Here is a 23268-nt window from a genome sequence, read left to right on the forward strand (position 1 = left end):
CGGGGGCCCTTATTATTCCGGCCATGTCGAAAGAAGTGCCTTCAAATCCGGCGGCCGGCGCATCCGAAGCCGCGCGATCGAGCGCATCGGGCGAGTCCTCCGGGACCCCGAAGGCGCACGTCGTCGCACGCCTCTACGGCGAGCCCCTCACCGACATTCCCCCCGGGCTCTACATTCCACCCGACGCCCTCGAAGTGGTTCTCGAGCGCTTTGAAGGCCCGCTCGACCTGCTCCTCTGGCTCATCCGCAGCCAGAAGTTCGACGTGATGGACATCCCGATGGCGGTCCTCACCGAGCAATACATGGCCTACGTCGAGCTCATCCGGCGCACGAACCTCGAGCTCGCGAGCGCGTACCTCGTGATGGCCGCGACCCTCATGTCGATCAAGAGCCGGATGCTTCTCCCGAAGCGCCCCGACGCCTTGACGGGCGAGGAGGTCGAGGACCCGCGCGCCGAACTCATGCGGCGGCTGCAGGAGTACGAGCGCATGCGCGCCGCGGCAAAGACGCTCGACGCCTTGCCGCGGCTCGGGCGGGACTTTCTCACCGCGCGTCCCGTCCCGGAGGACGGGGAGGGAGAGCGCCTCCTTCCGATGATTACGGCCTCCGAGCTCGCGCTCGCCTGGGAGGCCGTCGAGGCGCTCCTCGCCTTTTCGGCCCATCACCGGGTGAGCCGCGAGGAGCTCTCCGTGCGCGAGCACATGACCGAAGTGCTCCGCGCGCTCCAGGGCAAGGACTTCATTCGGCTCACCGACCTCTACGAGCCCGGCGCCGACCGGCAGCAGATCGCGGTGTGGCTCCTCGCCGTCCTCGAGCTCGGCAAGCACTTCCTCGTGAACCTCACGCAGGCCGAACCCTACGGGGCGGTCTACATCCGCCCGGAGCACTCGGCGCTCTTTGCCGACGCGGGCGCAGGCGGCCAAGTGCGCGAACGCACGGTCGAGGAGATCGACGCCGAGTGGAGGGAATTCTTCGAAGGACGCGCGGTTCCGGGCTCCCAGGGGGAGCTCTTCTAGCGCCGCCACCCGGAATGAAGAAAAGGCCGCTCCGGAGCGATCCGGAACGGCCTTCTGCGGAGGACGGGCGCCCCGCGGGGGCGCCTTTCGAAGCCGCGGTTAGTCGGGCTTCTTCTCCTGCGTGAGGACGGGTGTCCCGTGAGCCTGCGCATCCTGAGCGGCGGGCGCGTCGGCGCCGGCCGTCTCGACCTTCTCCACGGCGGCGGCCGGGGCGGGCTCTTCGACCGGGGCGCCGGCCGTCCGGCGCTCCTCGAGCGCGAGCTCCTCAAGCACGAGGTCGGCGCGCGCCATGGCGAACTCCATGTCGGGCACGAGGTTGGGGCCGAGCGCCTGCGCGATGCCGGTGCGCTCGAGCTGGCGCAGCGGATGGCCCGCGGCGCCAGCAATGATGAGCTCGTGGTGGTGGCGGTGGAGCGCCCTCACGAAGACCTCGATCTGATCCATCGCCGAGTTGTCGATGTTGACGAGGTCGGAGAAGTCGAGGATCACGATCTTCGCGGAGTCGGCGGCCATCAGGCGGTGCGGGTCGGTGACGTGCTCGAGCTTCGAGATGGAGCCGAAGAAGAGCGCGCCGCGGATGTGCCACGCCTCGACCGTGTCGGGCATGTGGAACGGGAGCGTCGCGGGCTCGACCACCGTGATGTTGTTCATGCGGATCAGGAAGAAGATGCACGCGACGACGAGGCCGAACTCAACGGCGACCGTGAGGTCGAAGATGACCGTGAGGAAGAACGTGATGAGCAGCGTCGCCTTGTAGGAGAGCGACATGCGGCGCAGACGCACGAACTCGCGCCAGTTGCCCATGTTCCAGGCGACGAAGACGAGGATCGAGGCGAGCGCGGAGAGCGGGATGCTCGCGGCCAGAGGGGCGGCGACGAGGATCACGACGAGCAGCGTGACGGCGTGCACCATGCCGGCGACGGGCGAGAAGGCGCCCGACTTGATGTTCGTCACCGTACGGGCGATCGTGCCCGTGGCGGGAATGCCGCCGAAGAACGGAACGACGAAGTTGGCGATGCCCTGGCCCATCAGCTCCTGATTAGGGTCGTGGCGGTCGTCGGTCATCGTGTCCGCGACGCGCGCGCAGAGCAGCGACTCGATGGAGCCGAGGACGGCGAGCGTGAGCATCGCGCCGTAGAGCTGCTTGGCGGATTGCCAGTCGAAGTCCGGGAGTTGGAAGGTGGGCAGGCCCTGCGGGATGCCGCCGAACTTGGAGCCGACCGTCTCGACGGGGATGTTGAAGAGCGAGACGAAGACCGTCGAGAGCACGAGCACGACCACGGTGCCCGGCAGGTGCGCAAGCCAGCGCTTCCACTGCGGGCCGTTCATCGAGTAGCCCTTGGGCCAGAAGAAGATCAGCAGAAAGCTCGTGAGCGCGATGCCGAAGGCCCAGGGATTGAAGGTCGAGAAGTGCTCGATGATCGTGCGGATCATCGAGAAGAAGTCCGCCGGCATCTTCGCGATCGAGAGACCGAAGAAGTCCTTCACCTGCTGCAGGCCGATCATCACCGCGATGCCGTTCGTGAAGCCGATTACGATCGAAATCGGGATGAACTTGATGAAGCCGCCGAGTTTGAAGAGCCCCATGAAGAAGAGGATGACACCCGAGCCGATCGTCGCGAGCATCAGGTTGGAGATGCCGTACTGCGCGATGATGCCGTAGATGATGACGACGAAGGCGCCGGCCGGACCGCCGATCTGCACGCGGCAGCCGCCGAGGAGCGAGATCAGGAAGCCCGCGATGATCGCCGTGTAGAGGCCCGCTTCGGGCGGCACGCCCGAGGCGATGCCGAAGGCCATGGCGAGCGGAAGCGCGACCATGCCGACGGTGAGGCCCGCGGAGACGTCGCGGGTGAGCATGTGGCGGTTGTAGCCCTTCACCGCGTCAAGAAGCACCGGATTGAAGTGTGCAAGCGGCAGGTGATGCAGGATTTCTCCTGCCTGCTGGAAGAGACGCATTTTGAGAGAGAGACGGAGGGTGGAGAAAACGGAAAGGGCCGATAGTTTAAGGAAAAAGGCGCGGTCTTTCGACCGCGCCTCATTGCGCTGGCTCAAAGCGGCGCCAATGTGGAAGCCGCGTAAGGGTTAATCCTTAATGGATGCGCATGCCCGGCTGGGCGCCCGAGTCGGGCGAGAGGAGGAAGAGCCCGAGGGACTTGTCCTCGGCGTCCGAAGCCGCGAGCACCATGCCCTCGGAGACGCCGAAGCGCATCTTGCGCGGCGCGAGGTTGGCGATCACCACCGTGAGGCGCCCCTCGAGGTCGGCGGGCTGGTAGGCGCCCTTGATGCCCGAGAAGACGTTGCGGGTGCGGCCTTCGCCGAGGTCGAGCGTGAGGCGCAGGAGCTTCGTGGAGCCTTCGACCTCCTCGCACTTGACGATCTTCGCGACGCGCAGGTCGATCTTCGAGAAGTCGTCGATCGTCACCTCGGGGGCGACGGGCTCGCCGCCCGGAACCTTGGGTTCGGGCTCGGGCGCGTGCTCGGGGATGAGGCGGTTGAGCTGCTTCTCCATGTCCACGCGCTGCATCAGGTGCTGGTAGGGCTTGATCGGGTTCGCGCTCGAGAGGTGTTCGGACGCGCTCGCCCAGACGAGCGGACGGATCGAGAGGAAGTTCTCGACGCGCTCGGCCGTGGCGGGCAGAACCGGCTTGAGGCAGAGCGTCAGGAGACGGAAGCACTCGAGGGCGACGGAGCTCACGCGGTGGAGCTCTTCGGCGCATTCGGGCTTCTTCGCGAGCTCCCAGGGCTTCTTCTCGTCGACGTATTCGTTGACGAGGTCGGCGAGCTCCATCACGAGGCGGGTGGCGCGGGCGAATTCGCGCGTTTCATAGAGGGCGCTCACCTCCGGCACGCGGCTCATGAGGGTCGCGACGAGCGGATCGGCCATTGCGGCGTCGAGCACGCGGCCCTCGAAGCGCTTGACGATGAAGCCCGCGGCGCGCGAGGCGATGTTGACGTACTTGCCGATCAGGTCGGAGTTGACGCGCTGCGCGAAGTCGAGCTTCGTGAAGTCCACGTCCTCGACGCGGGAGTTCATCTTCGCGGCGAGGTAGTAGCGCAGCCACTCGGCGTTCATGCCGAGCTCAAGGTACTCGAGGGGCGAGATGCCCGTGCCGCGGCTCTTGCTCATCTTCTCGCCGTTGACGGTCATGAAGCCGTGGGCGTTGATGTGGTCGGGCGTGCGGTAGGGCTTGCCCGAGAACTTCAGCATGGCCGGCCAGAAGAGCGTGTGGAAGTAGATGATGTCCTTGCCGATGAAGTGGATCTGCTCGGTCTCGGGATCCGAGAGGATGCCCTCGAAGTCGAAGCCCTTCTTTTCGGCGTAGGCCTTGAGCGCGGCGAGGTACCCGACCGGGGCGTCGAGCCACACGTAGAAGTACTTGCCCGGGGCGTCGGGGATGGCGATGCCGAAGTAGGGCGCGTCGCGCGAGATGTCCCAGTCCGTGAGGTGGCCGTCGGCGCCCAGCCACTCGTTGTCCTTCGCGAGGACCTCCTCCTGCACGGAGGGACGGCCGTCGCGGCCGTTGCCGCGCGTCCATTCACGCAGGAATTCGACGCACTGCGGGTCGGAGAGCTTGAAGAAGTAGTGGGTGGATGAGCGCAACTCCGGGCGCGAGCCCGAGAGGGTCGAATAGGGATTGATCACCTCGGTGGGTGAGTAGACCGCGGAGCACTTCTCGCAGTTGTCGCCGTACTGGTCGGGGGCGCCGCAGCGCGGGCAGGTGCCCTTGATGAAGCGGTCCGCGAGGAACATGCCCTTCACGGTGTCGTAGAACTGTTCGACCTCCTTCGTGTAGATGAGACCGGCGGCCTTGAGGCGGCGGTAGATGTCCTGCGAGAGCTCGTGGTTCTCCGGGGAGTCGGTCGAGCCCCAGTAGTCGTGGCTGATGTGGAAGCCGTCGAGGTACTGCTTGCGGCCCGCGGCGATCTCGGCGACGAAGGCCTGCGGGGTGAGGCCGCGCTTCTGGGCGGCAATCATGATCGGCGCGCCGTGCACGTCGTCGGCGCCGACGAAGTGCACGATGTTGCCGCACATCCGTTCATGACGAACCCAGATGTCGGCCTGGATGTATTCCATGATGTGACCCATGTGGAAGGCGCCGTTGGCATAGGGGAGCGCCGTGGTCACGAAGAGTTTGCGCTGAGTCATTGTTCTTTGTCGCGATAGGGGGATGGGCAGACGTGCGGACGTGCGGGCCGAATGAAAGCCCGCGGGCGGCCGGGACGCTGCGGCAGAAATGAATTGCGGGCGAGAATTTAACATTTTCCCGCCTCCGGCGCCCCGCCGGCAGGGCGTTTGTGCGGGGCTCGGCCCCCTTGCGGTCAGACCGCGCGGTCCGCCGCGAGCGCCCGCACGAGGCGCGCCCACTTGGGACGTTTGGCGGCGATGAAGCGCGCGAACTCCTCGGGCGTTTCGGGGCGCGGCTCCGCGCCCTTCTTCGCGAGCCCGAAGGTGCGCCCGTCGGGCACGGAATGGGCGGCGTGGCGCGCGCCGATCACGCCGCCTGCGTCCGGGCGGTTGTCGATCCAGAGCTTCACGCCGAGCTCCTCGCCGAAGGCCGCGGCCGCATCTCCGAAGAGGAACGCCCGGGGCCGACGAAAGGCGTAGGGCGGATGCGGGAGGGCGTCCTCTAGAATGTCGGCGGCATGGAGCGGTCCGCAGCCGGTCCGCTCTGAGAACCTCTACTTCACCACCAGACATCCAGATGACCATTTCCACTACTCAGGTTCAGGAGCGCCTCTCGCGCCTGATCGACCCGGTGGTCGGCGCCGACTACGTCTCCACCCGGATGCTCAAGGGCATTGAAACGAACGATGCGGGCGGCGTCGCCGTGCGCATCGAGCTCGGCTACCCGGCGCGCTTTGCAGCCGACTCCGTCCGCACGGCCGTCGAGAGCGCCGTGAAGGAGCTCGGCGTCGCCGACGTGACGGTGGACGTGAAGCAGAACATCATCGCCCACAAGGTGCAGGGCACGCAGCGCGTGATGCCCGGCGTGAAGAACATCATCGCGGTCTCCTCGGGCAAGGGCGGCGTGGGCAAGTCCACCGTCTCGGCGAACCTCGCCCTCGCGCTCGCCTACGAGGGCGCCCGCGTGGGCGTGCTCGACGCGGACGTCTACGGTCCCTCGCAGCCGACGATGCTCGGCGCCCACGGCCAGCCGCCCATGACGGTGGACGGCAAGACCATGGAGCCGCTTGTTGCGCACGGGCTCGAGATCAACTCGATCGGCTTCATGGTGGACGAGGACGAGCCGATGATCTGGCGCGGGCCGATGGCCTCGGGCGCCCTCAACCAGCTCCTCACGCTCACCAACTGGCACGACCTCGACTATCTGATCGTCGACATGCCCCCGGGCACGGGCGACATCCAGCTGCAGCTCTCGCAGAGCGCCCCCCTCACGGGCGCCGTGGTTGTCACCACCCCGCAGGACATCGCCCTCATCGACGCCAAGAAGGGCCTGCGCATGTTCGAGAAGGTGAACGTGCCGATCCTCGGCATCGTCGAGAACATGTCGGTCTTCATCTGTCCGTGCTGCGGGAAGGTGGAGCACATCTTCGGCGAAGGCGGTGCGAAGCGCATGTGCGCGCAGTACGGCGTGCCGCTCTTGGGCGAGCTGCCGCTCTCGGCCGACATCCGGTCCGCGGCCGACGGCGGCTGCCCGACGGTTGCGGCGGACCCGGAGAGCCCCGCCGCGCTCATGTACCGCGCGATCGCCATGCAGGTGGCGGGCGCCGTCGCGAAGCTCGGCAAGGACTACTCGGCGCGCATACCCACCATCTCGGTGAAGAACGACTGACGCTCCCTTCCGGAGCTCATGAATGAAGAAACCCCCGGTCCTCAAGCGAGGATGCGGGGGTTTCGCGTCTCAGCGGCGGACGGGCGCGGGGCCCGTCCGGAGCCGTCAGTCGTCGAAGGTCGGCGTCTCGACGCCGAGCACCTTGTGCAGCTTCGGGCTCGTCGTCGTGTACTGCAGGAAGACGCGCTTCTCGGGGAAGACGTAGTCGCAGGCGGCGAAGGCTGCGAGGGCGCACTCGTGGAACCCGGAGAGGATGAGCTTCTTCTTGCCCGGATAGGTGTTGATGTCGCCCACGGCGAAGACGCCCGGTACGCTCGATTCGAAGCGCGCCGTATCGACCACGATCTGCTTGCGCTCGAGCTTGAGGCCCCAGTTCTCAATCGGCCCGAGCTTGGGCTGCAGGCCGAAGAAGACGAGCAGATGGTCGAGCGGAATGCGGCGCGTGACGCCGTCGGCGCCGGAGACGGCCACCTCGGTGAGGCGCCCGGCCTCTTCGCTGAAGCCCGTCACCTGACCCACCTCGAACTGCATCTCCCAGTTCTCGCAGAGCTCCTTCATCTTCGCGACGGAGGCGGCCTGCGCGCGGAACCCGTCGCGGCGGTGCACGAGCACCACGCTCTCGGCCTTGCCGACGAGGTTGAGCGTCCAGTCGAGGGCGGAGTCGCCGCCGCCGAGGATCACGACATTCTTGCCTTCAAAGACCGAGGGATCCTTGCAGCTGTAGTGCAGCTGCGTGCCCTCGAACTTCTCGATGCCCTTGACGCGCAGCGGACGGGGCTGGAAGGAGCCCACGCCCGCGGCGATGATCACCACCTTGCAGTGAAAGCGCGTGCCGGCGCTCGTCGTCACGTGGAACGTGCCGTCCTCGAGCTTCTTCACGTCGGTCACTTCTTCGCCGAGGTGGAAGACCGGGCCGAAATGGTGGTTCTGCTTGAGGAGATTCTCCGTGAGCTCGTACGAGGAGCACACCGGAACGGCCGGGATGTCGTAGATCGGCTTGGTCGGGTAGAGCTCCATGCACTGGCCGCCGACGGTGCGCAGGGAGTCCACGACGTGGCACTTGATTTCAAGGAGGCCGAGCTCGAAAACCTGGAAGAGGCCGACGGGGCCGGCGCCGACCACGACGGCGTCGGTTTCGATCATTTCGTCGGTCGGTTCGGCAAGGGTGAGATAGTCTTCAATAGCCATGACTTGCGGGGGCGCGCGCCTGCGTAGGGCCGCAGAGGCGCGCCGGAACATGAAAAGCATGCGCGCCCGGAGGAGGTCCGGGCGCGGGAAAGTGCGGCTATTCTCGCATACCTGCGGGCGCGGCCGAAGGGGTGGAAAGCGTGATTTGCCTCCGCCTCAGCCGCGGTCCTTCTTCTCGTCGTCGAACTGCCGGCGCAGCTCGCGCAGCCGCGCGTCGATCTCGCTCATCGTGTAGAAGTCCCCGTCGTTCGCCTTCTGCGCGAGCGTCATCTGGTAGACGGCCGCCTCGGTCGCGCCGAGCCGGGCGTACATCTCGCCCGTGTGCATGTACTGGAGGCTGCGGCGCCCGAGCGCCTCGTAGGAGCGCGCGAGAAGCGCGTGGTAGTCCGACGAGGCCTCCGAGAGCGCCGTGCCGTTCCTCAGGAAGTTGATGAGCTCCTCGTGGCGCCCGAGCGCGTAGAGAAGGTCCACGTAGTTCTCGGTCATCATCGCCGAGAGCGGATAGCGTGATAGTGCGGTGCGCGCGGCGTCGAGCGCGGCGAGCTTCGCCTGCTGGGTCTTTGCGGCGTTGAAGGCCGTGCGGGTGAGGTTGCGCTCGAGCACGGCCGAACGGATGCCGCAGCGCATCGCGCGCTGCGCTGCGGCGTAGGCCGCGTCGGGGTTCTTCAACCGGTCTTCAGCCACCGAGACGCCGTAGTTGAGCGTGCAGGCGCGCACGCCCGAGGCGCCCGCGAGGCTGCGCTCGAAGTCCTTCTTCACCTTCGTCCACCCGTCCCAGGTGTTCTCCTGCAGCACTCGGGCGCGGACCTGGATGAGGCCGAAGTCGGCCGAGTCCGAGTGCATGCGGGTCGGAAGCTGCCGCGTGCGGTTCTCCATGTCCGCCATCCGCTCGACCGTGAGCGGGTGAGTCGAGAGGTACGCGGGGGCGGCCGAGCGGTAGTAGCGGTTGTTCGACTGCAGCCGCGCGAAGAAGTCCTCCATGCCGCGCGGGTCGAAGCCCGCGTCGTAGAGCGTGGCGATGCCCATGCGGTCCGCCTCGCGCTCGGCGTTCTGGGAGTAGTTGAGCTGCGACTGGATCATCGCGGCCTGCGAGCCCATGGCGACCGCGGCGGCGGCGTTGCCCCCGGAGCTGCCGCCCGCGCGGGCCGCGAGGATCGCGAGGAGGATCGAGCCGATCGTGACCGCGAGGTTGCCGCTCTGCCCCTCGATCATGCGCGCGATGTGACGTTGCGCGACGTGGCTCACTTCATGGGCCATCACGCCGGCGAGCTCGCTCTCGCTCTGCGCGGCGATGATCGTGCCGGTGTGCACGGCGATGAAGCCTCCGGGAAGCGCGAAGGCGTTGAGCGAGGCGTCGCGGATCGGGAAGAAAAAGAAGTTGTAGGTGTTCGTGTGCGCGTGGCTCACGAGCTGGTAGCCGAGCCGCCCGAGGTACTCCATGATCTCCGGATCATTGAGGTAGGTTGGGTCCGCGCGCACCTCGGCCATGATCTGCGTGCCGAGCCGGTACTCGTCCTGGGGCGAGAGTCCCGCATCCGCGCTCGAGCCGAGCGAGGGTAGGTTGAGGTCGAGCGCGCCGGCCGCGCTGGCAGGGACGGGCGCGGCGGCCGTGAGGAGCGCGGCGGCGAGCGCAATGGCGGTTTGAATGGGCTTCTGCATGAGCGCGCGGAGCGGAATGGTTTCTTGCGGGCCGCTCCGGATGCGCTAATCTGCCGGGCGGACTTCTCCGCCCCCGGCGGCAGGCCTTCCGGAAGGGACCGCGGGTTCTTCATTATGGCCCGCGGGCGGTGGAGTCCCGTGTGAGAGATTTATTTGCAAAGGTTTCCAAGCGATGAGCGGACAAGACGACTTCAACGGACTCACCCATTTCGATCACAAGGGCGACGCGCGCATGGTCGACGTCGGCGCCAAGGCCGAAACCGAGCGCCTCGCGCGCGCCCGCGGCGAAATCCGCATGGCCCCCTCGACCTTCGCCCTCGTGAAGGCGGGCGAGGCGAAGAAGGGCGACGTGATCGGCGTGGCGCGCATCGCCGCGATCATGGCGAGCAAGCGTACGGCCGAGCTCGTGCCGCTCTGCCATCCGATTGCGCTCACGCACGTCTCGGCTGAATTCGAGCTCGACGAGGCCGCCTCGAAGGTCGTGCTCACGGTCGAGTGCCGCTGCACCGGGCAGACGGGCGTCGAAATGGAGGCGCTCACCGCCGTCGAGGTGGGGCTGCTCACCGTCTACGACATGCTCAAGGCCGTGGACCGCGGGATGGTGATCACGGACGTGTGCCTCCTTGAGAAGTCGGGCGGCAAGTCCGGCCGCTGGGTGCGCGCTGATGCAGAGAACCCGACGCCGTCCGAGCGGCAGCGGGTTCTTCAGAAACGGTTGGGCGCTGATTAGAGCAGCCGGTCGGGGAGGATCCCCATGCAGGAGGCCTCGTAGACCGCCTCGCCGCGCGAATGCACCTGGAGCTTGCGGTAGATCTTCTTGATGTGCGCCGTCACGGTGTGCGGCGAGATCGAGAGGATCTGCCCGATGTCGGCGAACGAGATGCCCTTGGCGAGCAGCGTGAGGATTTCCGTCTCGCGCTGCGAGAGCGGCAGGTTGTCGTTCGGATCGCGCTTCTTCTGCGGCACGGGCGGCGCGGAGAAGCCGCGCGAGTGGATGGCGCGCAGCACGCTTCTCGCCACCGTGGGCGAGACGGGCGAGCCGCCGCCGCGGATGAGCCGCACGCCGGTGATGAGGTCCTCCTGGTCGCCCTTGAGGATGTAGCCCGTGGCGCCCGCGAGAATCGAGCGGATCACGAGCGGGTCCTGCGAGCGGCTCGAGTAGATGAGGATGTCGATCGCGTCGTTCGCGCGCTTGATGCGCGTGAGCACCGGCGCCATGTCGGTCTGCCCGAGCATCACGTCGGTGACGAGCACGTCCACGGCGAGCCCCGAGGACAGAGCGTCTTCGAGCGCTTCGGCCGTGACGGCCGTACCGGTGATGCGGATGCCGTCCGCGCGCATGAGGCGCTGCGCGATGCGGTCGCACTCTTCAGAGGTCTCAGCGGCGATGTAGACGCGGATGGGTTCGCGCATCACCGAAACATTCTTGAAGGAATCGGTCATGAGGGCTGTGTGAATGGTGTACCGGAGGGGCCTGGGTCCGCGGCGCCCCGGCGGGCGCGGCTTTAAGGGAAATCCCGGGCGGGCCCGATATTAGCACGCGCCCTCCCGTGCGCATCGGGGCCGCGGCGCGCCGAAGAGGTTCGCGGCGGGAGCGCGGACGAAAACGGCCGGACGCCCCTTGCGGGAGGCCCGGCCGCAGATCATTGGGCCGCCGTCCGGGGGGAAGTCCCCGGAACGGCGCCGGTGCGCCTCCCTTATGGGAGACGGATTACGAGGAGCGGCACGTCGCCCGAAGCGGCGATGCGGGTCGCGGTCGAGCCCATGATGGCGCTCTTGAAGCGGCCGTAGCCGTGCGAGCCCATGACGATGATGTCGAGCTTGCGCTTCTTGGCGAAGGCGGAGATCTCGTCGCCGGGGTTGCCGACGAGGCAGACTTCACGCGGCTTGATGGCGGCCTTCGAGAAGAAGGGACGCAGCGGATCGACGGCTTCGTTGAACTCCTCGCGCTGCAGGTCGAGCACCTCCTCTTCGGAGAGCGCTGGAAGGGCCATGCCGGCCATGTCGGGCATGACGGCACCGGCGTAGTCGCTCACCACGTTCACGAGGTAGAAGGTCGCGCCCGTGCCGAAGAGCGAGACGTGCTTGATCGCATAGCGCACGGCGGCGCGGCCGTACTTCGAGCCGTCAACCGCAATGCCCACACGCAGCGCGTCGTTCTCGGTCGGAACCTTGCCGCGGATCACGAGAAGCGGGCACTTCGTCTCGGCGAGCACGCCGTTCGAGACGGAGCCGAAGAAGAGGCCCTTGATGGCGCTCTGGCCGCGCGAGCCCATGACGATCAGGTCGGCGTTGATCTTTTCGGCGGCCTTTGCGATCGACGGAGCGGGTTCGCCCACGACGAAGGATTCGCTCGCGTGGACGCCCACCTTTTCGAGGACCTTGCGGGCGGGTTCGAAGACCTTCTCCGCCTCGTCCTCGTAGTAGCGCTGAATGGCGTCCTGGCCGACGAGCCGGCAGGCGCGAGTGGGGAGCGGCAGCTGCACGTTGAGCAACTCAATCTCGGGATTGCCGCCGAGAAGCGTCTGGCGCGAAGCGATGAAGGAAACCGCGTTCAGGGAGTTCGTGCTCCCGTCAACCGGAACAAGAATGCGCATGGATGCTCTCCTCATGGTAGTGGTCGAAGGGGAGACTTTTGAGTCCGCTGCGCTCCTCAGGGGCCGCGGCGTAGCTCTCCTTGAGATGTCTCCACATTATCACGACTCGAGACCGCCGCCCGTCCCTGCGAGAAGACTTTTTCGAAAATATGACGCAAGCTTGCTTTTTAGCAAGAGCATACCAAATCAAATTAGTTGCTTCGCGAACGGGTATTCCTGAATGGCGCGGATGTCGGGCCGGTTGGGCCGAATGAAGCACGTGCCGGCCGCGGGCGGGATGCGGGAGATCCCGGAGGGGGGCGTGGGGGCGTCCGTCGCCGCCCGCGCACGGAGGGTCTGCGGGTGGCGACGCCCCACCCGCCCCGGAGAGCGGACCGTAAAATAGCGCTACGGACGCCTTCGCCACCCGAGGAGACGATCCCGACCAACAACAAAGAGGAGAGGACAACATGTACAAGCGCATTCTCATTCCGACGGACGGCTCGGAGCGCTCGCTCAAGGCGGTCGAGGGCGCGGCGCGCTTCGCCAAGCCGCTCGGCGCGACGCTCGTGATCATGACCGTGGTTGAACCGTATTCCTACACGAACCTCGCCGAGTACCGACCCGAATCGATCGAACAGTACGACGAGCGCGTCACGGCCGAAGCCGAGGAGCGTCTCGCCGAGGCGAAGAAGATCGCCGACGCCGCGGGCGTCGAAGATAAGACCGTGATGGTGAAGAGTTTCTCGCCCGCCGAGGCGATCATCGAGCAGGCCGAGAAGAACGGCTGCGACATCATCTTCATGGCGAGCCACGGTCGCAAGGGCATCGCCGCGGTGCTGCTCGGCTCCGAGACCCAGAAGGTGCTTACGCACTCGCGCTTCCCCGTGATGGTTTACCGCTAAAATCCGTTTTCCCGCGGCGCCCGAGTGCGCCCGAGCGCGCCGCGGGAGATTCATTCTCCGGAAAAGCCTTTTCTGTTTGGAGCTCCAATGGCTGAAGAAACCCAGTCCGGCATGGACGACCTCGACGCCCAGATGGACGTCAAGAGCCTCGTGCGCGAGGAGATCATTTCCGACCGCCGCGTCGGCTCGCTGCGCATGCTCACGCCGATCCTTCCCGACGGCAGCCGCGACGAAAGCCGTGAGATCACGTTCCTCGGCGAAGCGCAGATCATGACGCAGGTCGGGCCGATCCCGATCAATTTCGAGATCCCCGCCAAGACGCTCGCCGAAGCCGTCGCCGGCTACGGCGCCGCGGCGAAGAAGGGCCTTGAGGACACGGTCGAGCGCCTGCGCGAGATGCGCCGCGAAGCCGCCAATCAAATCGTCACGCCGGGCATGCCCGGCTTCCAGGCGCCGCCCGCCCCCGGGGCCGGCAGCGGCCTCGTGATGCCCTGATTCCCAGTGCGCGGGTGCGGCGCCTTCGGGCGCCCCCGACCGAGGCGATGCGGCGTTCCTCCGGCCGGAAGAGCGCCGCGTTTTTTTAGCTCGACCGGGCACTCCCCCGCGCAATCGTGCGATGCAGCAAGCAGAGCATCCCCCTGCCGCGGTCTTCACGCGGCGTGAATTTGAAGCGTTGCCGCGCGACCTGCTCCGCGACGGCCGCTCGGCGAACGCCTGCGTCTGGCGCGTGCGCGCGTGCGGCCGCAGCTGGACGGTGAAGGACTTCTCCCGCCGATCCTGGTACGTGCGCACCTTCGTCGCGCCTCTCCTCATCAGGCGCGAACTCGCGACCCTCGTCCGCCTCAGGGGCGTGGACGGCGTCGCGCAGGCGGTATTCCGCCTCGACCGCTCTGCCATCGCGATGGAGTACGCCGAGGGGACGGCGATCTGCGACGTCGACCCCAAGCGCATCACGCCCGACTACCTGAGGCGCCTCGAGGCACTCATCGCCGCCATCCACCGGCGCGGCGTCGTGCACCTCGACCTGCGCGGAGGCGGCAACGTCATCGTGCGCCCCGACGGCACCCCCGCGCTCATCGACTTCCAGACCGCGCTCTTCACCGAAGGGCTTCCCGCGCGGCTCGTGCGCATGCTCGAGGCGCTCGACTTCTCCGGCGCCTACAAGAAGTGGCTGCGCTATCAGCCCGCGGCGATGGGGCCCGCGCGCCGCACCGCCCTGAAGCGCGTCAACCGCCTGCGCCGGCTCTGGTTCCTGCGCGGCTATCCCGGTACGGACCGCCGCGGCTGAAGACTGAGGGAAAACATTCCCTTAGCGCGCAGAACCCTCCGCGCCGATCAGGTATCATCCTGAGCCGTTCCGCAGGCGCCCGGCCAACCGGCCGGTCGCCCTCCCTCCGACTCCATTTTCTGCAGCCCTCCGAGCTCACCAATGGCACAGTACGTTTTCACGATGAACCGCGTGGGGAAGATCGTTCCCCCGAAGCGTCAGATCCTCAAGGACATCTCCCTTTCCTTCTTCCCGGGCGCCAAGATCGGTGTGCTCGGCCTCAACGGCGCGGGCAAGTCCACGCTCCTCAAGATCATGGCCGGGGTGGATCAGGATCACGAAGGCGAAGCCGTCCCGATGCCCGGCATCAAGATGGGCTACCTGCCGCAGGAGCCCAAGCTCGACCCTGAGAAGACCGTCCGCGAGACCGTCGAGGAGGGCATGGGCGAGGTGATGCAGGCCCAGGCGAAGCTCGACGCCGTCTACGCGGCCTATGCCGAACCCGACGCCGACTTCGACGCGCTCGCCGCCGAACAGGCCCGTCTCGAGGCGATCATCGCCGCGGCGGGCACCGACGCGGGCACGCAGATGGAGATCGCCGCCGACGCGCTGCGCCTCCCGCCCTGGGACGCCAAGATCGGCGTGCTCTCGGGCGGTGAGAAGCGCCGCGTGGCGCTCTGCCGGCTGCTGCTTTCGCGTCCGGACATGCTGCTGCTCGACGAGCCGACGAACCACCTCGACGCGGAGTCGGTCGAATGGCTCGAGCAGTTCCTGCACCGCTTCCCCGGCACCGTCGTCGCCGTCACCCACGACCGCTACTTCCTCGACAACGCCGCCGAGTGGATCCTTGAGCTCGACCGCGGCGAGGGCATTCCCTGGAAGGGCAACTACTCGTCCTGGCTCGATCAGAAGGAGAAGCGTCTCGAGATCGAGAAGCGCCAGGAGGACGCCCGCATGAAGGCGATCAAGCACGAGCTCGAGTGGGTGCGCCAGAACCCGAAGGGCCGCCAGGCGAAGAGCAAGGCGCGCCTCACGCGCTTCGAGGAGCTCTCGAGCGTCGAGTACCAGCAGCGCAACGAAACCAACGAGATATTCATTCCCGTCGCCGAGCGCCTCGGCAACAACGTGATCGAGTTCAGCCACGTGAGCAAGGGCTTCGGCGACCGGCTCCTCATCGACGACCTCTCGTTCGTGATCCCGCCCGGCGCCATCGTCGGCGTGATCGGTCCGAACGGCGCGGGCAAGTCCACGCTCTTCAAGATGATCGAGGGCCGCGAACAGCCCGATTCGGGCGAGATCAAGATCGGCCCGACGGTGAAGCTCGCCGCGGTGGACCAGATGCGCGATTCGCTGCCGAACGACAAGACCGCCTTCGAGGCGGTCGCCGAAGGTCAGGACGTGCTGCAGGTCGGCAAGTTCTCGATGCAGAGCCGCGCCTACCTCGGCCGCTTCAACTTCAAGGGCGCCGACCAGCAGAAGCTCGTCGGCAACCTCTCGGGCGGCGAGCGCGGACGTCTGCACCTCGCCAAGACGCTCCTCGCGGGCGGCAACGTGCTGCTCCTTGACGAACCCTCGAACGACCTCGACGTCGAGACGCTGCGTGCGCTCGAAGAGGCGCTCCTCGAGTTCGCCGGCTGCGCGCTCGTCACCTCGCACGACCGCTGGTTCCTCGACCGCATCGCGACGCACATCCTCGCCTTCGAGGGCGACTCGAAGGTGATCTTCTTCAACGGCAACTACAACGAGTACGAAGCCGACAAGCGCCGCCGTCTCGGCGAAGCGGGCGCGCAGCCCAAGCGTCTGCGCTTCAAGCCCCTGAAGCACTGACCGGCCGCAGGCTGAAGTGAAGAAAAGCCCCCGCACTCCCATTCAGAGGAGCCGGGGGCTTTGTTCATTCAGCGGGGGCGCTCACGCGGAGCGCCCGGGCCCGAGGCGGGTCATTCGCCCTTGCGGCCGCAGCACTGCTTGAACTTCTTCCCCGAGCCGCAGGGGCAGGGGTCGTTGCGGCCGATGCGCGGCGTCTCGCGGCGCAGGGGTTCGTTGGGCACGTTGAGGGTCTTGAAGGTGAAGACGCTCTCGACGATCTGGTAGAGCGCTTCGGCCAAGTCCTTCGCGGGCGGGCATTCGGCGCGCGCCGCGCAGAACACTTCCTGCACCTGCGGGTCCTCGAGCTCGTCGCCCTCGCCCGCCATGCGCGCGGCGATCGGAATGAGGGCGCGCTGCGCTTCGTCGGACTCGGTCGCTTCATCGGGCCACTGCGCGGCACCCATCATGAAGCCCGCCGCCCAGGGAATCACGGCTTCGATGCCTTCGGCGCCCGTGATCTCGACGCCCGCTTCGTCCACGAGCGGGAAGATCACCGGGTCGAGGCCGCCGCCGGCGTTGAGGGCGGCGCGGATTTCGCGCATGCGCATGCGGATGAGCTCAAGGAGGCGCTCGTCGCCGGGCACCTTCTCGGGGTCGCCCGCATCGCTGAAGATGAATGGAATCACGTCCTCCTCGGCGGGAGCGGCCGGGTTGAGCGCGCAGGCGGTGAGATAGCCGTCGAGCACGCCAGCGTCCATCGCCTCCTCGTTCTCGAGCGCTTCGATGCGCTCCTGCAGCTCTTCGATTTCGGCGCTGTCAATGAGCTTGGTGTCTTCGGCCATGTCGGGTACCTCACAGGTTGGCGGTCGGGGACGATCGGAATGGACTCGGGGCGGCGGCCGGCCCCATTGGGCCGCCGGGAGCGACGTGATGATAGTCGAGTCTTTCGTTTCCGGCTGTTAATGAAAATCCCCCCTGTGACGGCGGTTTGACGCCGTTCACGGATAATGTCGCCTTTCACACCCCCGCTCATCCTCCAAACCAAGGGGCGTCCGAAGTGGACTGGCTTTATCTCCTGCAGGCCGCGGTGCTCGGCATCGTCGAGGGCCTCACCGAATTTCTCCCGATCAGCTCGACCGGGCACCTCATCATCGCCTCCGACGTCGTCGGCTTTGCGCAGACGCCCGGAGCGGACGAATTCGTGGTCGCCATCCAGTCGGGCGCGATCCTCGCGGTGTGCTGGTACTACCGAGCGCGCATCTGGCGCATCCTGCGGGGGCTCTTCTCCGAGCCCGCCGAGCAGCGGCTCGCCGTCAACACCGTCGTCGCCTTCCTGCCCGCCGCCGTGATCGGCGTGATGGTCGCCGGCCTCATCAAGCACTACCTCTTCAACCCGGTCGCCGTCGCCGTCGCCCTCATCGTGGGCGGCGTCGTCATCCTCTGGGTCGAGGGGCGTCAGGAGCGACTCGGCATCCGTCCGCGCGTCGCGACGATGGACGACATGACGTGGCGGGACGCACTGATGGTGGGCTTCATGCAGTGCCTGGCGATGATTCCCGGCACGAGCCGTTCGGGCGCGACCATCATCGGAGGGCTCGTGCTCGGGCTCTCGCGCCGCGCCGCGACCGAGTTCTCGTTCTTCCTCGCCATTCCGACGATCTTCGGCGCGACCGTCTACGACCTCTGGAAGTCGCGCGCGGACCTCGCGCTCGACAATCTCCCGGGGCTTCTCGTCGGCACGGCCGTCTCCTTCGTGAGCGCGCTCCTCGTGGTGCACTGGCTGCTGCGCTTCGTCTCCGGCCACAACTTCAAGGGGTTCGGCTGGTACCGCATCGGCTTCGGCATCCTGGTGCTCGCCGCGACGAGCCTCGGCTGGATCGAATGGCGCGCGGTCTGAGGCCGCTCCGCCCGGACGCCCGGACATGAAGAAGGGGAGCTTCCCGTGAGGAGACTCCCCTTTTTTGCAGCGGTGCGCAGGCGCCGCGGCGGATCAGCGGCGGATGAAGACGAGGTCCCAGATGCCGTGGCCGAGGCGCTCGCCGCGGGCCTGGAACTTCGTCTGCGGGCGCTCGCAGAGCGGGTTCGCCATCACGGGGCTGAAGCCCTCGTGGAGGTTTGCGAGCTGCGGCTCGGCCGAGAGCACCTCCATCATCTGCTCGGAATAGTTCTCCCAGTCGGTCGCGCAGTGCAGGTACCCGCCCGGCGCGATGCGGTCGGCGAGCATGCCGATGAAGGGCTGCGCGACGAGGCGGCGCTTGTGGTGGCGCGCTTTGCGCCAGGGGTCGGGGAAGTAGATGTGCACGCCCGCGAGGAAGTTCTCCGGAATCATGTCGCGCACGACCTCGACGGCGTCGTGGCGCACGATGCGCACGTTCGTGAGGTTCATCTCCTCGAGGCGTTTGGCGAGCGCGCCCACGCCGGCGGCGAAGACCTCGCAGCCGAGGAAGTTGATCTCGGGGTGTGCGGCGGCGATCGCTGCGGTCGTTTCACCCATGCCGCAGCCGATTTCGAGCACCACGGGCGCCTCACGGCCGAACGTCGCCGTGAAGTCGAGGCGTTCGGGACGGTATTCGACCGCGTACTTCGGCAGCGTCTCGTCGAGCGCGCGCTTCTGGGCGTTCGAGATGTGGCCGCGGCGCATGACGAAGCTGCGGATGTGGCGGTTCTTGAGCTCCTCGAGCTCTTCGGGCGTGAGTTCTTTCTTTTCCATGGTCTTTTTCGGACGGTGAGGCCTCGGCTGCAAAGTGCGCGATTATCCCGCGCCGGCGCGAGGAGCGTCAACGCGCCGGCGCGCATGAAGTGGAAAAAGGGCGCTCCTGCAGCTGCGGGAGCGCCCTTAGGGGAATGCCTTTCCGGAGGCCGGAGGGACTACTTGTGGGAGAGACGCCGCACGAAGTAGTCGCCGAGCGACTGGATGCCCTGAACGAGGAAGATCAGCACGAGCACGACGGGCCACATCACTTCGGGCATGAAGCGCTGGTAGCCGTAGCGGATGCCGAGGTCGCCGAGGCCGCCGCCGCCCACGACGCCCGCCATGGCCGAGTAGCCGATCAGACTCACCGAGGCGATCGTGAGGCCGGCGAGGATGCCCGGCCGGGCTTCAGGGAGGAGCACCTTGAGGACGATCTGCAGGTTCGTCGCGCCCATCGCCTGGGCGGCTTCGACGAGGCCCTTGTCCACTTCACGCAGGCTCGTCTCGACGATGCGGGCGATGAAGGGCGCCACGGAGATCGTGAGCGGCACGATCGCGGCGGCCGTGCCGATCGAGGAGCCCACCACAAGGCGGGTGAACGGGATGATCGCCACGAGCAGGATGATGAAGGGCACCGAGCGCAGCGCGTTGATCACCGTCGCGAGCACGAAGTGGAAGGCGGGCATCGGGAGGAACGACTTCCGGTCGGTGATGAAGAGCAGAATGCCGAGCGGGATGCCGAGCGCGGAGCCGATGCCGCCCGAGATCAGTACCATGATGATGGTCTCGAGGAACGAGGCCGAGATCATATCGACGAGTACGCTAGACATTGGTGATCTCCTCGAGGAGGACGCCGCGGTTGCGGATGAAGTCCACGGCCTGCTTGTAGACGGAGGTGGGGGCGACGACGAGCAGCGTCAGCGTGCCGAGGGTGCGGCCCTGCAGGTCGTCCACGGTGCCGCGCAGGATGCTGAAGTCGATGTTGAATTCGCGCGAGGCGAGTGAGATGACGGGCTCGGCCACCTCTTCGCCGATGAAGGAGAGGTGCAGCAGGTGCACGTTGTCGCGGCCGTGCTTTTCGCGGGCGGCGTTGACGGTGTTGACGATCGACTGCGGCAGATCGCGGTCCATCACCTGACCGATGAGCGCGCGGGTCGTTTCGGACTGCGGGCGCGCAAAGATGTCGATCACGTCGCCCTGCTCGATGATCTCGCCCTTGTTCATGACGACGACGCGGCCGCAGATCTGCTTCACGACGTTCATCTCATGGGTGATCATCACGATCGTGACGCCCAACTTCTCGTTGATGCGCTGCAGGAGCTGCAGCGTGGCGACGGTCGTCTCCGGGTCGAGCGCAGAGGTGGCCTCGTCCGAGAGGAGCACCTTCGGGTCGTTCGCGAGCGCGCGGGCGATGCCGACGCGCTGCTTCTGGCCGCCCGAGAGCTGCGAGGGGTATTTGTTCACATGCTCGGTGAGGCCCACGAGCTCGATCAGGGGCTCGATCTTGCTGCGGATCTGGTCCTTCGGCGTCCCGATGAGCTCGAGCGGCAGCGCGATGTTGTCGTAGACCGTGCGGGAGCTCAGCAGGTTGAAGTGCTGGAAGATCATGCCGATCGAGCGGCGCACGTCGCGCAGCTCCGCGTCGCCGAGCTTCGTGAGGTCGCGGCCGTCCACGATCACGGCGCCCTTGGTCGGACGGTTGAGCAGGTTGATGCAGCGCACGAGCGTGCTCTTGCCCGCGCCCGAGCGGCCGATGATGCCGAAGATTTCTCCGGGCTTGATTTCGATCGAGACGTCTTTGAGAGCCTCGAAGACCTTGCCGTCGGGACCGACGTAGGTCTGGGTTATGTGTTCTAGTTTGATCATGTGCGTCGAAGGCGTTCTTTCAGCCGCGGCGGCCGCCGAGGGGGCGGGCGGAACGGCGAGATGGAGGTTGAGGCAGTCTATCGGCGCGGCGGGCGGGCCGTCTCTCCCTCCGGGGCGCAGTCTCGTGCTTCCTTGAGGTATTACCGCGCGGACTGAGGGCAAAAGAAAAGCCCGCCGACAATGCATCGGCGGGCTTTCGAATTGGTGGGAACGCAGGGATTCGAACCCTGGACCGACGGATTAAGAGTCCGCTGCTCTACCAGCTGAGCTACGTTCCCGAAGACCGGGCGGAACAAATTTTCTTCCACCAGACCTTGCGAATTTGGTGGGAACGCAGGGATTCGAACCCTGGACCGACGGATTAAGAGTCCGCTGCTCTACCAACTGAGCTACGTTCCCAACTTCACGAACATCCTGCTTTTGGTGGGTCGTGCGGGATTCGAACCCACGACCAACGGATTAAAAGTCCGCTGCTCTACCAGCTGAGCTAACGACCCAATCGTGCCGGGCTCTAGCCGCACAGGAGCGTTCGTTGAGGAAGCGAATTCTGCACCACCTGTGGACGCTTGTCAAGGCCTTTTTCTCGAGCGGAGAAAAAAGTTTTCCGGAGCGGTTTCCCGCAGATCTCGGCCAGTCTCTTTTGTTAGGGTAAACACCAACAACTGATACCATTGCGAAAACGGAGGAAAGGGTGCTATTGTTCGCTTGTCGCAGAATCACTGCGAAGCAATTTTATCGGATTATCAATAGAGTAGAAGATCAATTTTGATCAACAGATGCACTATTTGATCTTCTACCTGCTCTTTTGAACCCATGGCGCCCATGCGCCTGTTCGAATGGAGCGGATTCTCTTCAAAAGGAGAAGAACCATGGCAGCCAAGAGCAACGCCCGCACGAAGCCCGCGGAACGAAAGGAAGGCGAAGAGCGCAAAAAGGCGCTCTCGATCGCCCTCGCGAGCATTGAAAAGCAGTTCGGCAAGGGCGCGATCATGCGCATGGGTGAGAACGCCGAATCCCAGGACATCGAGGTCTGCTCGACCGGGTCGCTCTCGCTCGACCTTGCGCTCGGCGTGGGCGGCCTCCCCAAGGGCCGCATCATCGAGATCTTCGGGCCGGAGTCTTCGGGCAAGACGACGCTCTCGCTGCAGGTGATCGCCGAGATGCAGAAGACGGGCGGCACCTGCGCCTTCATCGACGCCGAGCACGCGCTCGACACGGGCTACGCGCAGCGCCTCGGCGTGCAGATGGCCGACCTGCTCCTCTCGCAGCCCGACACGGGCGAGCAGGCCCTCGAGATCGTGGACGCCCTCGTGCGCTCCGGCTCCGTGGACCTCATCGTGGTGGACTCGGTCGCCGCGCTCACGCCGAAGAATGAAATCGAAGGCGTCATGGGCGATTCGCTCCCCGGCCTGCAGGCCCGACTGATGTCGCAGGCGCTGCGCAAGCTCACGACGAACGTCTCGCGCACGAAGTGCATCGTGATTTTCATCAACCAGATCCGCATGAAGATCGGCGGCTACGGCAACCCCGAGACGACCGCAGGCGGCAACGCGCTGAAGTTCTACAGCTCCGTGCGCCTCGACATCCGCCGCGTCGGCGCCATCAAGAAGGGCGACGAGGTGATCGGCAACGAGACGAAGGTGAAGGTCGTGAAGAACAAGGTCGCGCCTCCCTTCAAGCAGGTGAAGTTCGACATCCTCTACGGCCAGGGCATCTCGCGCCTCGGCGAGATCATCGACATCGGCACCGAGCTCAACGTAATCGAGAAGTCAGGCGCCTGGTACTCCTACAACGGCCAGAAGCTCGGCCAGGGCAAGGAGAAGGTGCGCGACCTGCTCAAGGAGAATCAGGCGCTGCAGGACGAGATCGAACGCAAGATCCGCGAGCTCAAGGGCGTGCACCTCTCGAGCATCACCTCGGTGGACGACGAGGACATGGAGGCGCTCGACATGGCGCCCGTCGACCGGGAGGAGGAGCCCCCGATGCCCGAAGTGGACGACGATCTGTGATCCTTTGCGGCTGACGCCCTCACTCTGAACAAGGCCTCCGGCGCTTCTGAGAAGCCGGGGGCCTTCCGCGCGAACTGGAGCACCATGGAAGTTCTCTTCAGCGAGGAGGATCTCGAACCCGTTTCCGTTCCAGATCCTCATGAGCAGACGCATGCCGCCCCCGCGGCGCCCCGGAAGAATGCGCCCCGCCCCGCGCCGCAGGCGCCGGCCGAGGGCTCGCTCTTCGGCGACCTCGAGGAGGCTCTGGGCCTCGAACCAGTCTTCGCGCCCGCGCCGGTGAACCCCTTCGGAGCGCCGCCTCCCGCCAGGGCGGCGGCGCTTCCCGTCCCCGCGGAGGCGACCGGGGCGTTTGAAGCGCTCGTGTCGCCCGAATTGCCCGTGCCGGCCGAAGCGCCCGATCGGGCGCGCCGACCCCGGTCTGTGCAGAAGTCGCAGAAGGCTCGCAAGACGCGCGGGGCGGCCGTGCCGAAGGCCGTCCGTGAGGCG

At 66.4% G+C, this 23268-nt stretch carries 20 protein-coding genes, 3 tRNA genes and 1 pseudogene; 10 read left to right on the forward strand and 14 right to left on the reverse strand.

All coding sequences use genetic code 11. From position 1 onward, the window contains the following. The first annotated feature begins 23 nt into the window (after positions 1-23). Positions 24-1016, forward strand: coding sequence for a segregation and condensation protein A (locus ACT6Y9_RS01655; RefSeq protein ID WP_443743291.1), 993 nt, complete (start codon positions 24-26; stop codon positions 1014-1016). A gap of 99 nt (positions 1017-1115) precedes the next feature. On the opposite strand, the gene ACT6Y9_RS01660 is transcribed toward ACT6Y9_RS01655, so the two are convergent. The 3 genes from ACT6Y9_RS01660 to ACT6Y9_RS01670 form a co-directional block, all read right to left on the reverse strand. Further along, a complete protein-coding gene (locus tag ACT6Y9_RS01660) occupies positions 1116-2975 on the reverse strand; it encodes a SulP family inorganic anion transporter (RefSeq protein WP_443743282.1) in 1860 nt (619 codons plus the stop codon). Between the two features lie 133 nt (positions 2976-3108). Continuing rightward, complete coding sequence (metG, locus tag ACT6Y9_RS01665; RefSeq protein WP_443743283.1) at positions 3109-5166, reverse strand: methionine--tRNA ligase; 2058 nt, start codon at positions 5164-5166, stop codon at positions 3109-3111. A gap of 173 nt (positions 5167-5339) precedes the next feature. Further along, positions 5340-5654, reverse strand: a complete 315-nt coding sequence (locus ACT6Y9_RS01670; RefSeq protein WP_443743292.1) for a tripartite tricarboxylate transporter substrate-binding protein — start codon at positions 5652-5654, stop codon at positions 5340-5342. A 68-nt stretch (positions 5655-5722) separates the two neighbouring features. On the opposite strand from ACT6Y9_RS01670, the gene apbC reads away from it, so the two are divergent. After that, a complete protein-coding gene (apbC, locus tag ACT6Y9_RS01675; RefSeq protein WP_443743284.1) occupies positions 5723-6814 on the forward strand; it encodes an iron-sulfur cluster carrier protein ApbC in 1092 nt (363 codons plus the stop codon). Between the two features lie 105 nt (positions 6815-6919). Here the strand turns inward: apbC and ACT6Y9_RS01680 are convergent, their stop codons facing one another. Beyond that, the gene (locus ACT6Y9_RS01680; RefSeq protein ID WP_295478724.1) at positions 6920-8002 is read right to left on the reverse strand and encodes an NAD(P)/FAD-dependent oxidoreductase; all 1083 of its coding nucleotides are present in this window, start codon (positions 8000-8002) and stop codon (positions 6920-6922) included. A gap of 156 nt (positions 8003-8158) precedes the next feature. Beyond that, positions 8159-9661, reverse strand: coding sequence for a M48 family metalloprotease (locus ACT6Y9_RS01685; protein ID WP_443743285.1), 1503 nt, complete (start codon positions 9659-9661; stop codon positions 8159-8161). A 172-nt stretch (positions 9662-9833) separates the two neighbouring features. Between ACT6Y9_RS01685 and moaC the strand changes: the two genes are divergently transcribed. Beyond that, positions 9834-10391 carry a cyclic pyranopterin monophosphate synthase MoaC gene (gene moaC / locus ACT6Y9_RS01690; protein ID WP_443743286.1) on the forward strand — a complete coding sequence of 186 codons (558 nt, stop codon included), beginning with the start codon at positions 9834-9836 and terminating at the stop codon, positions 10389-10391. Here the strand turns inward: moaC and ACT6Y9_RS01695 are convergent. Together ACT6Y9_RS01695 and ACT6Y9_RS01700 are read right to left on the reverse strand one after the other, a co-directional pair. Continuing rightward, positions 10388-11104: a helix-turn-helix transcriptional regulator gene (locus tag ACT6Y9_RS01695; RefSeq protein WP_295478713.1), complete on the reverse strand. Its 717-nt coding sequence runs from the start codon at positions 11102-11104 to the stop codon at positions 10388-10390. The two genes, moaC and ACT6Y9_RS01695, sit on opposite strands and share 4 nt — an antisense overlap. A gap of 254 nt (positions 11105-11358) precedes the next feature. After that, positions 11359-12258, reverse strand: a complete 900-nt coding sequence (locus ACT6Y9_RS01700; RefSeq protein WP_443743287.1) for a universal stress protein — start codon at positions 12256-12258, stop codon at positions 11359-11361. A 449-nt stretch (positions 12259-12707) separates the two neighbouring features. Here ACT6Y9_RS01700 and ACT6Y9_RS01705 point away from each other — a divergent pair, with 449 nt between their 5' ends. The 4 genes from ACT6Y9_RS01705 (at position 12708) to ettA (ending at position 16236) form a co-directional block, all read left to right on the forward strand. Beyond that, positions 12708-13142 (forward strand): universal stress protein, encoded by a 435-nt coding sequence (locus ACT6Y9_RS01705; protein ID WP_295478707.1) that lies wholly within the window; start codon positions 12708-12710, stop codon positions 13140-13142. Positions 13143-13229: 87 nt separating this feature from the next. Further along, positions 13230-13637: a hypothetical protein gene (locus ACT6Y9_RS01710; RefSeq protein ID WP_295478704.1), complete on the forward strand. Its 408-nt coding sequence runs from the start codon at positions 13230-13232 to the stop codon at positions 13635-13637. A 121-nt stretch (positions 13638-13758) separates the two neighbouring features. Continuing rightward, the gene (locus ACT6Y9_RS01715) at positions 13759-14430 is read left to right on the forward strand and encodes an RIO1 family regulatory kinase/ATPase domain-containing protein (protein WP_443743288.1); all 672 of its coding nucleotides are present in this window, start codon (positions 13759-13761) and stop codon (positions 14428-14430) included. A gap of 141 nt (positions 14431-14571) precedes the next feature. Further along, positions 14572-16236, forward strand: coding sequence for an energy-dependent translational throttle protein EttA (ettA, locus tag ACT6Y9_RS01720; protein ID WP_295478698.1), 1665 nt, complete (start codon positions 14572-14574; stop codon positions 16234-16236). Positions 16237-16346: 110 nt separating this feature from the next. On the opposite strand, the gene ACT6Y9_RS01725 is transcribed toward ettA, so the two are convergent. Next, a complete protein-coding gene (locus tag ACT6Y9_RS01725) occupies positions 16347-17057 on the reverse strand; it encodes a UPF0149 family protein (protein ID WP_443743289.1) in 711 nt (236 codons plus the stop codon). Between the two features lie 215 nt (positions 17058-17272). On the opposite strand from ACT6Y9_RS01725, the gene ACT6Y9_RS01730 reads away from it, so the two are divergent. Beyond that, positions 17273-18112: an undecaprenyl-diphosphate phosphatase gene (locus tag ACT6Y9_RS01730; protein WP_295478692.1), complete on the forward strand. Its 840-nt coding sequence runs from the start codon at positions 17273-17275 to the stop codon at positions 18110-18112. Between the two features lie 93 nt (positions 18113-18205). Here the strand turns inward: ACT6Y9_RS01730 and trmB are convergent, their stop codons facing one another. The 6 genes from trmB to ACT6Y9_RS01760 form a co-directional block, all read right to left on the reverse strand. Further along, the gene (trmB, locus tag ACT6Y9_RS01735; protein ID WP_295478689.1) at positions 18206-18925 is read right to left on the reverse strand and encodes a tRNA (guanosine(46)-N7)-methyltransferase TrmB; all 720 of its coding nucleotides are present in this window, start codon (positions 18923-18925) and stop codon (positions 18206-18208) included. Positions 18926-19083: 158 nt separating this feature from the next. After that, positions 19084-19737 carry a methionine ABC transporter permease gene (locus ACT6Y9_RS01740; protein WP_295480958.1) on the reverse strand — a complete coding sequence of 218 codons (654 nt, stop codon included), beginning with the start codon at positions 19735-19737 and terminating at the stop codon, positions 19084-19086. Continuing rightward, a complete protein-coding gene (locus tag ACT6Y9_RS01745; protein ID WP_443743290.1) occupies positions 19730-20773 on the reverse strand; it encodes a methionine ABC transporter ATP-binding protein in 1044 nt (347 codons plus the stop codon). The genes ACT6Y9_RS01740 and ACT6Y9_RS01745 overlap by 8 nt, the downstream gene beginning before the upstream one ends. Before the next feature lie 202 nt (positions 20774-20975). After that, a tRNA-Lys gene (locus tag ACT6Y9_RS01750) sits at positions 20976-21051 on the reverse strand. Between the two features lie 45 nt (positions 21052-21096). After that, positions 21097-21172 (reverse strand) — tRNA-Lys (locus ACT6Y9_RS01755). Positions 21173-21194: 22 nt separating this feature from the next. Continuing rightward, positions 21195-21270 (reverse strand) — tRNA-Lys (locus ACT6Y9_RS01760). Positions 21271-21642: 372 nt separating this feature from the next. On the opposite strand from ACT6Y9_RS01760, the gene recA reads away from it, so the two are divergent. Together recA and ACT6Y9_RS01770 are read left to right on the forward strand one after the other, a co-directional pair. Beyond that, complete coding sequence (recA, locus tag ACT6Y9_RS01765) at positions 21643-22782, forward strand: recombinase RecA (RefSeq protein ID WP_295480963.1); 1140 nt, start codon at positions 21643-21645, stop codon at positions 22780-22782. Between the two features lie 84 nt (positions 22783-22866). Next, positions 22867-23268: pseudogene (locus ACT6Y9_RS01770) on the forward strand (hypothetical protein); the annotation flags it as partial.

This window comes from Sutterella sp. (assembly GCF_052272535.1).
Lineage (GTDB): Bacteria > Pseudomonadota > Gammaproteobacteria > Burkholderiales > Burkholderiaceae_F > Sutterella.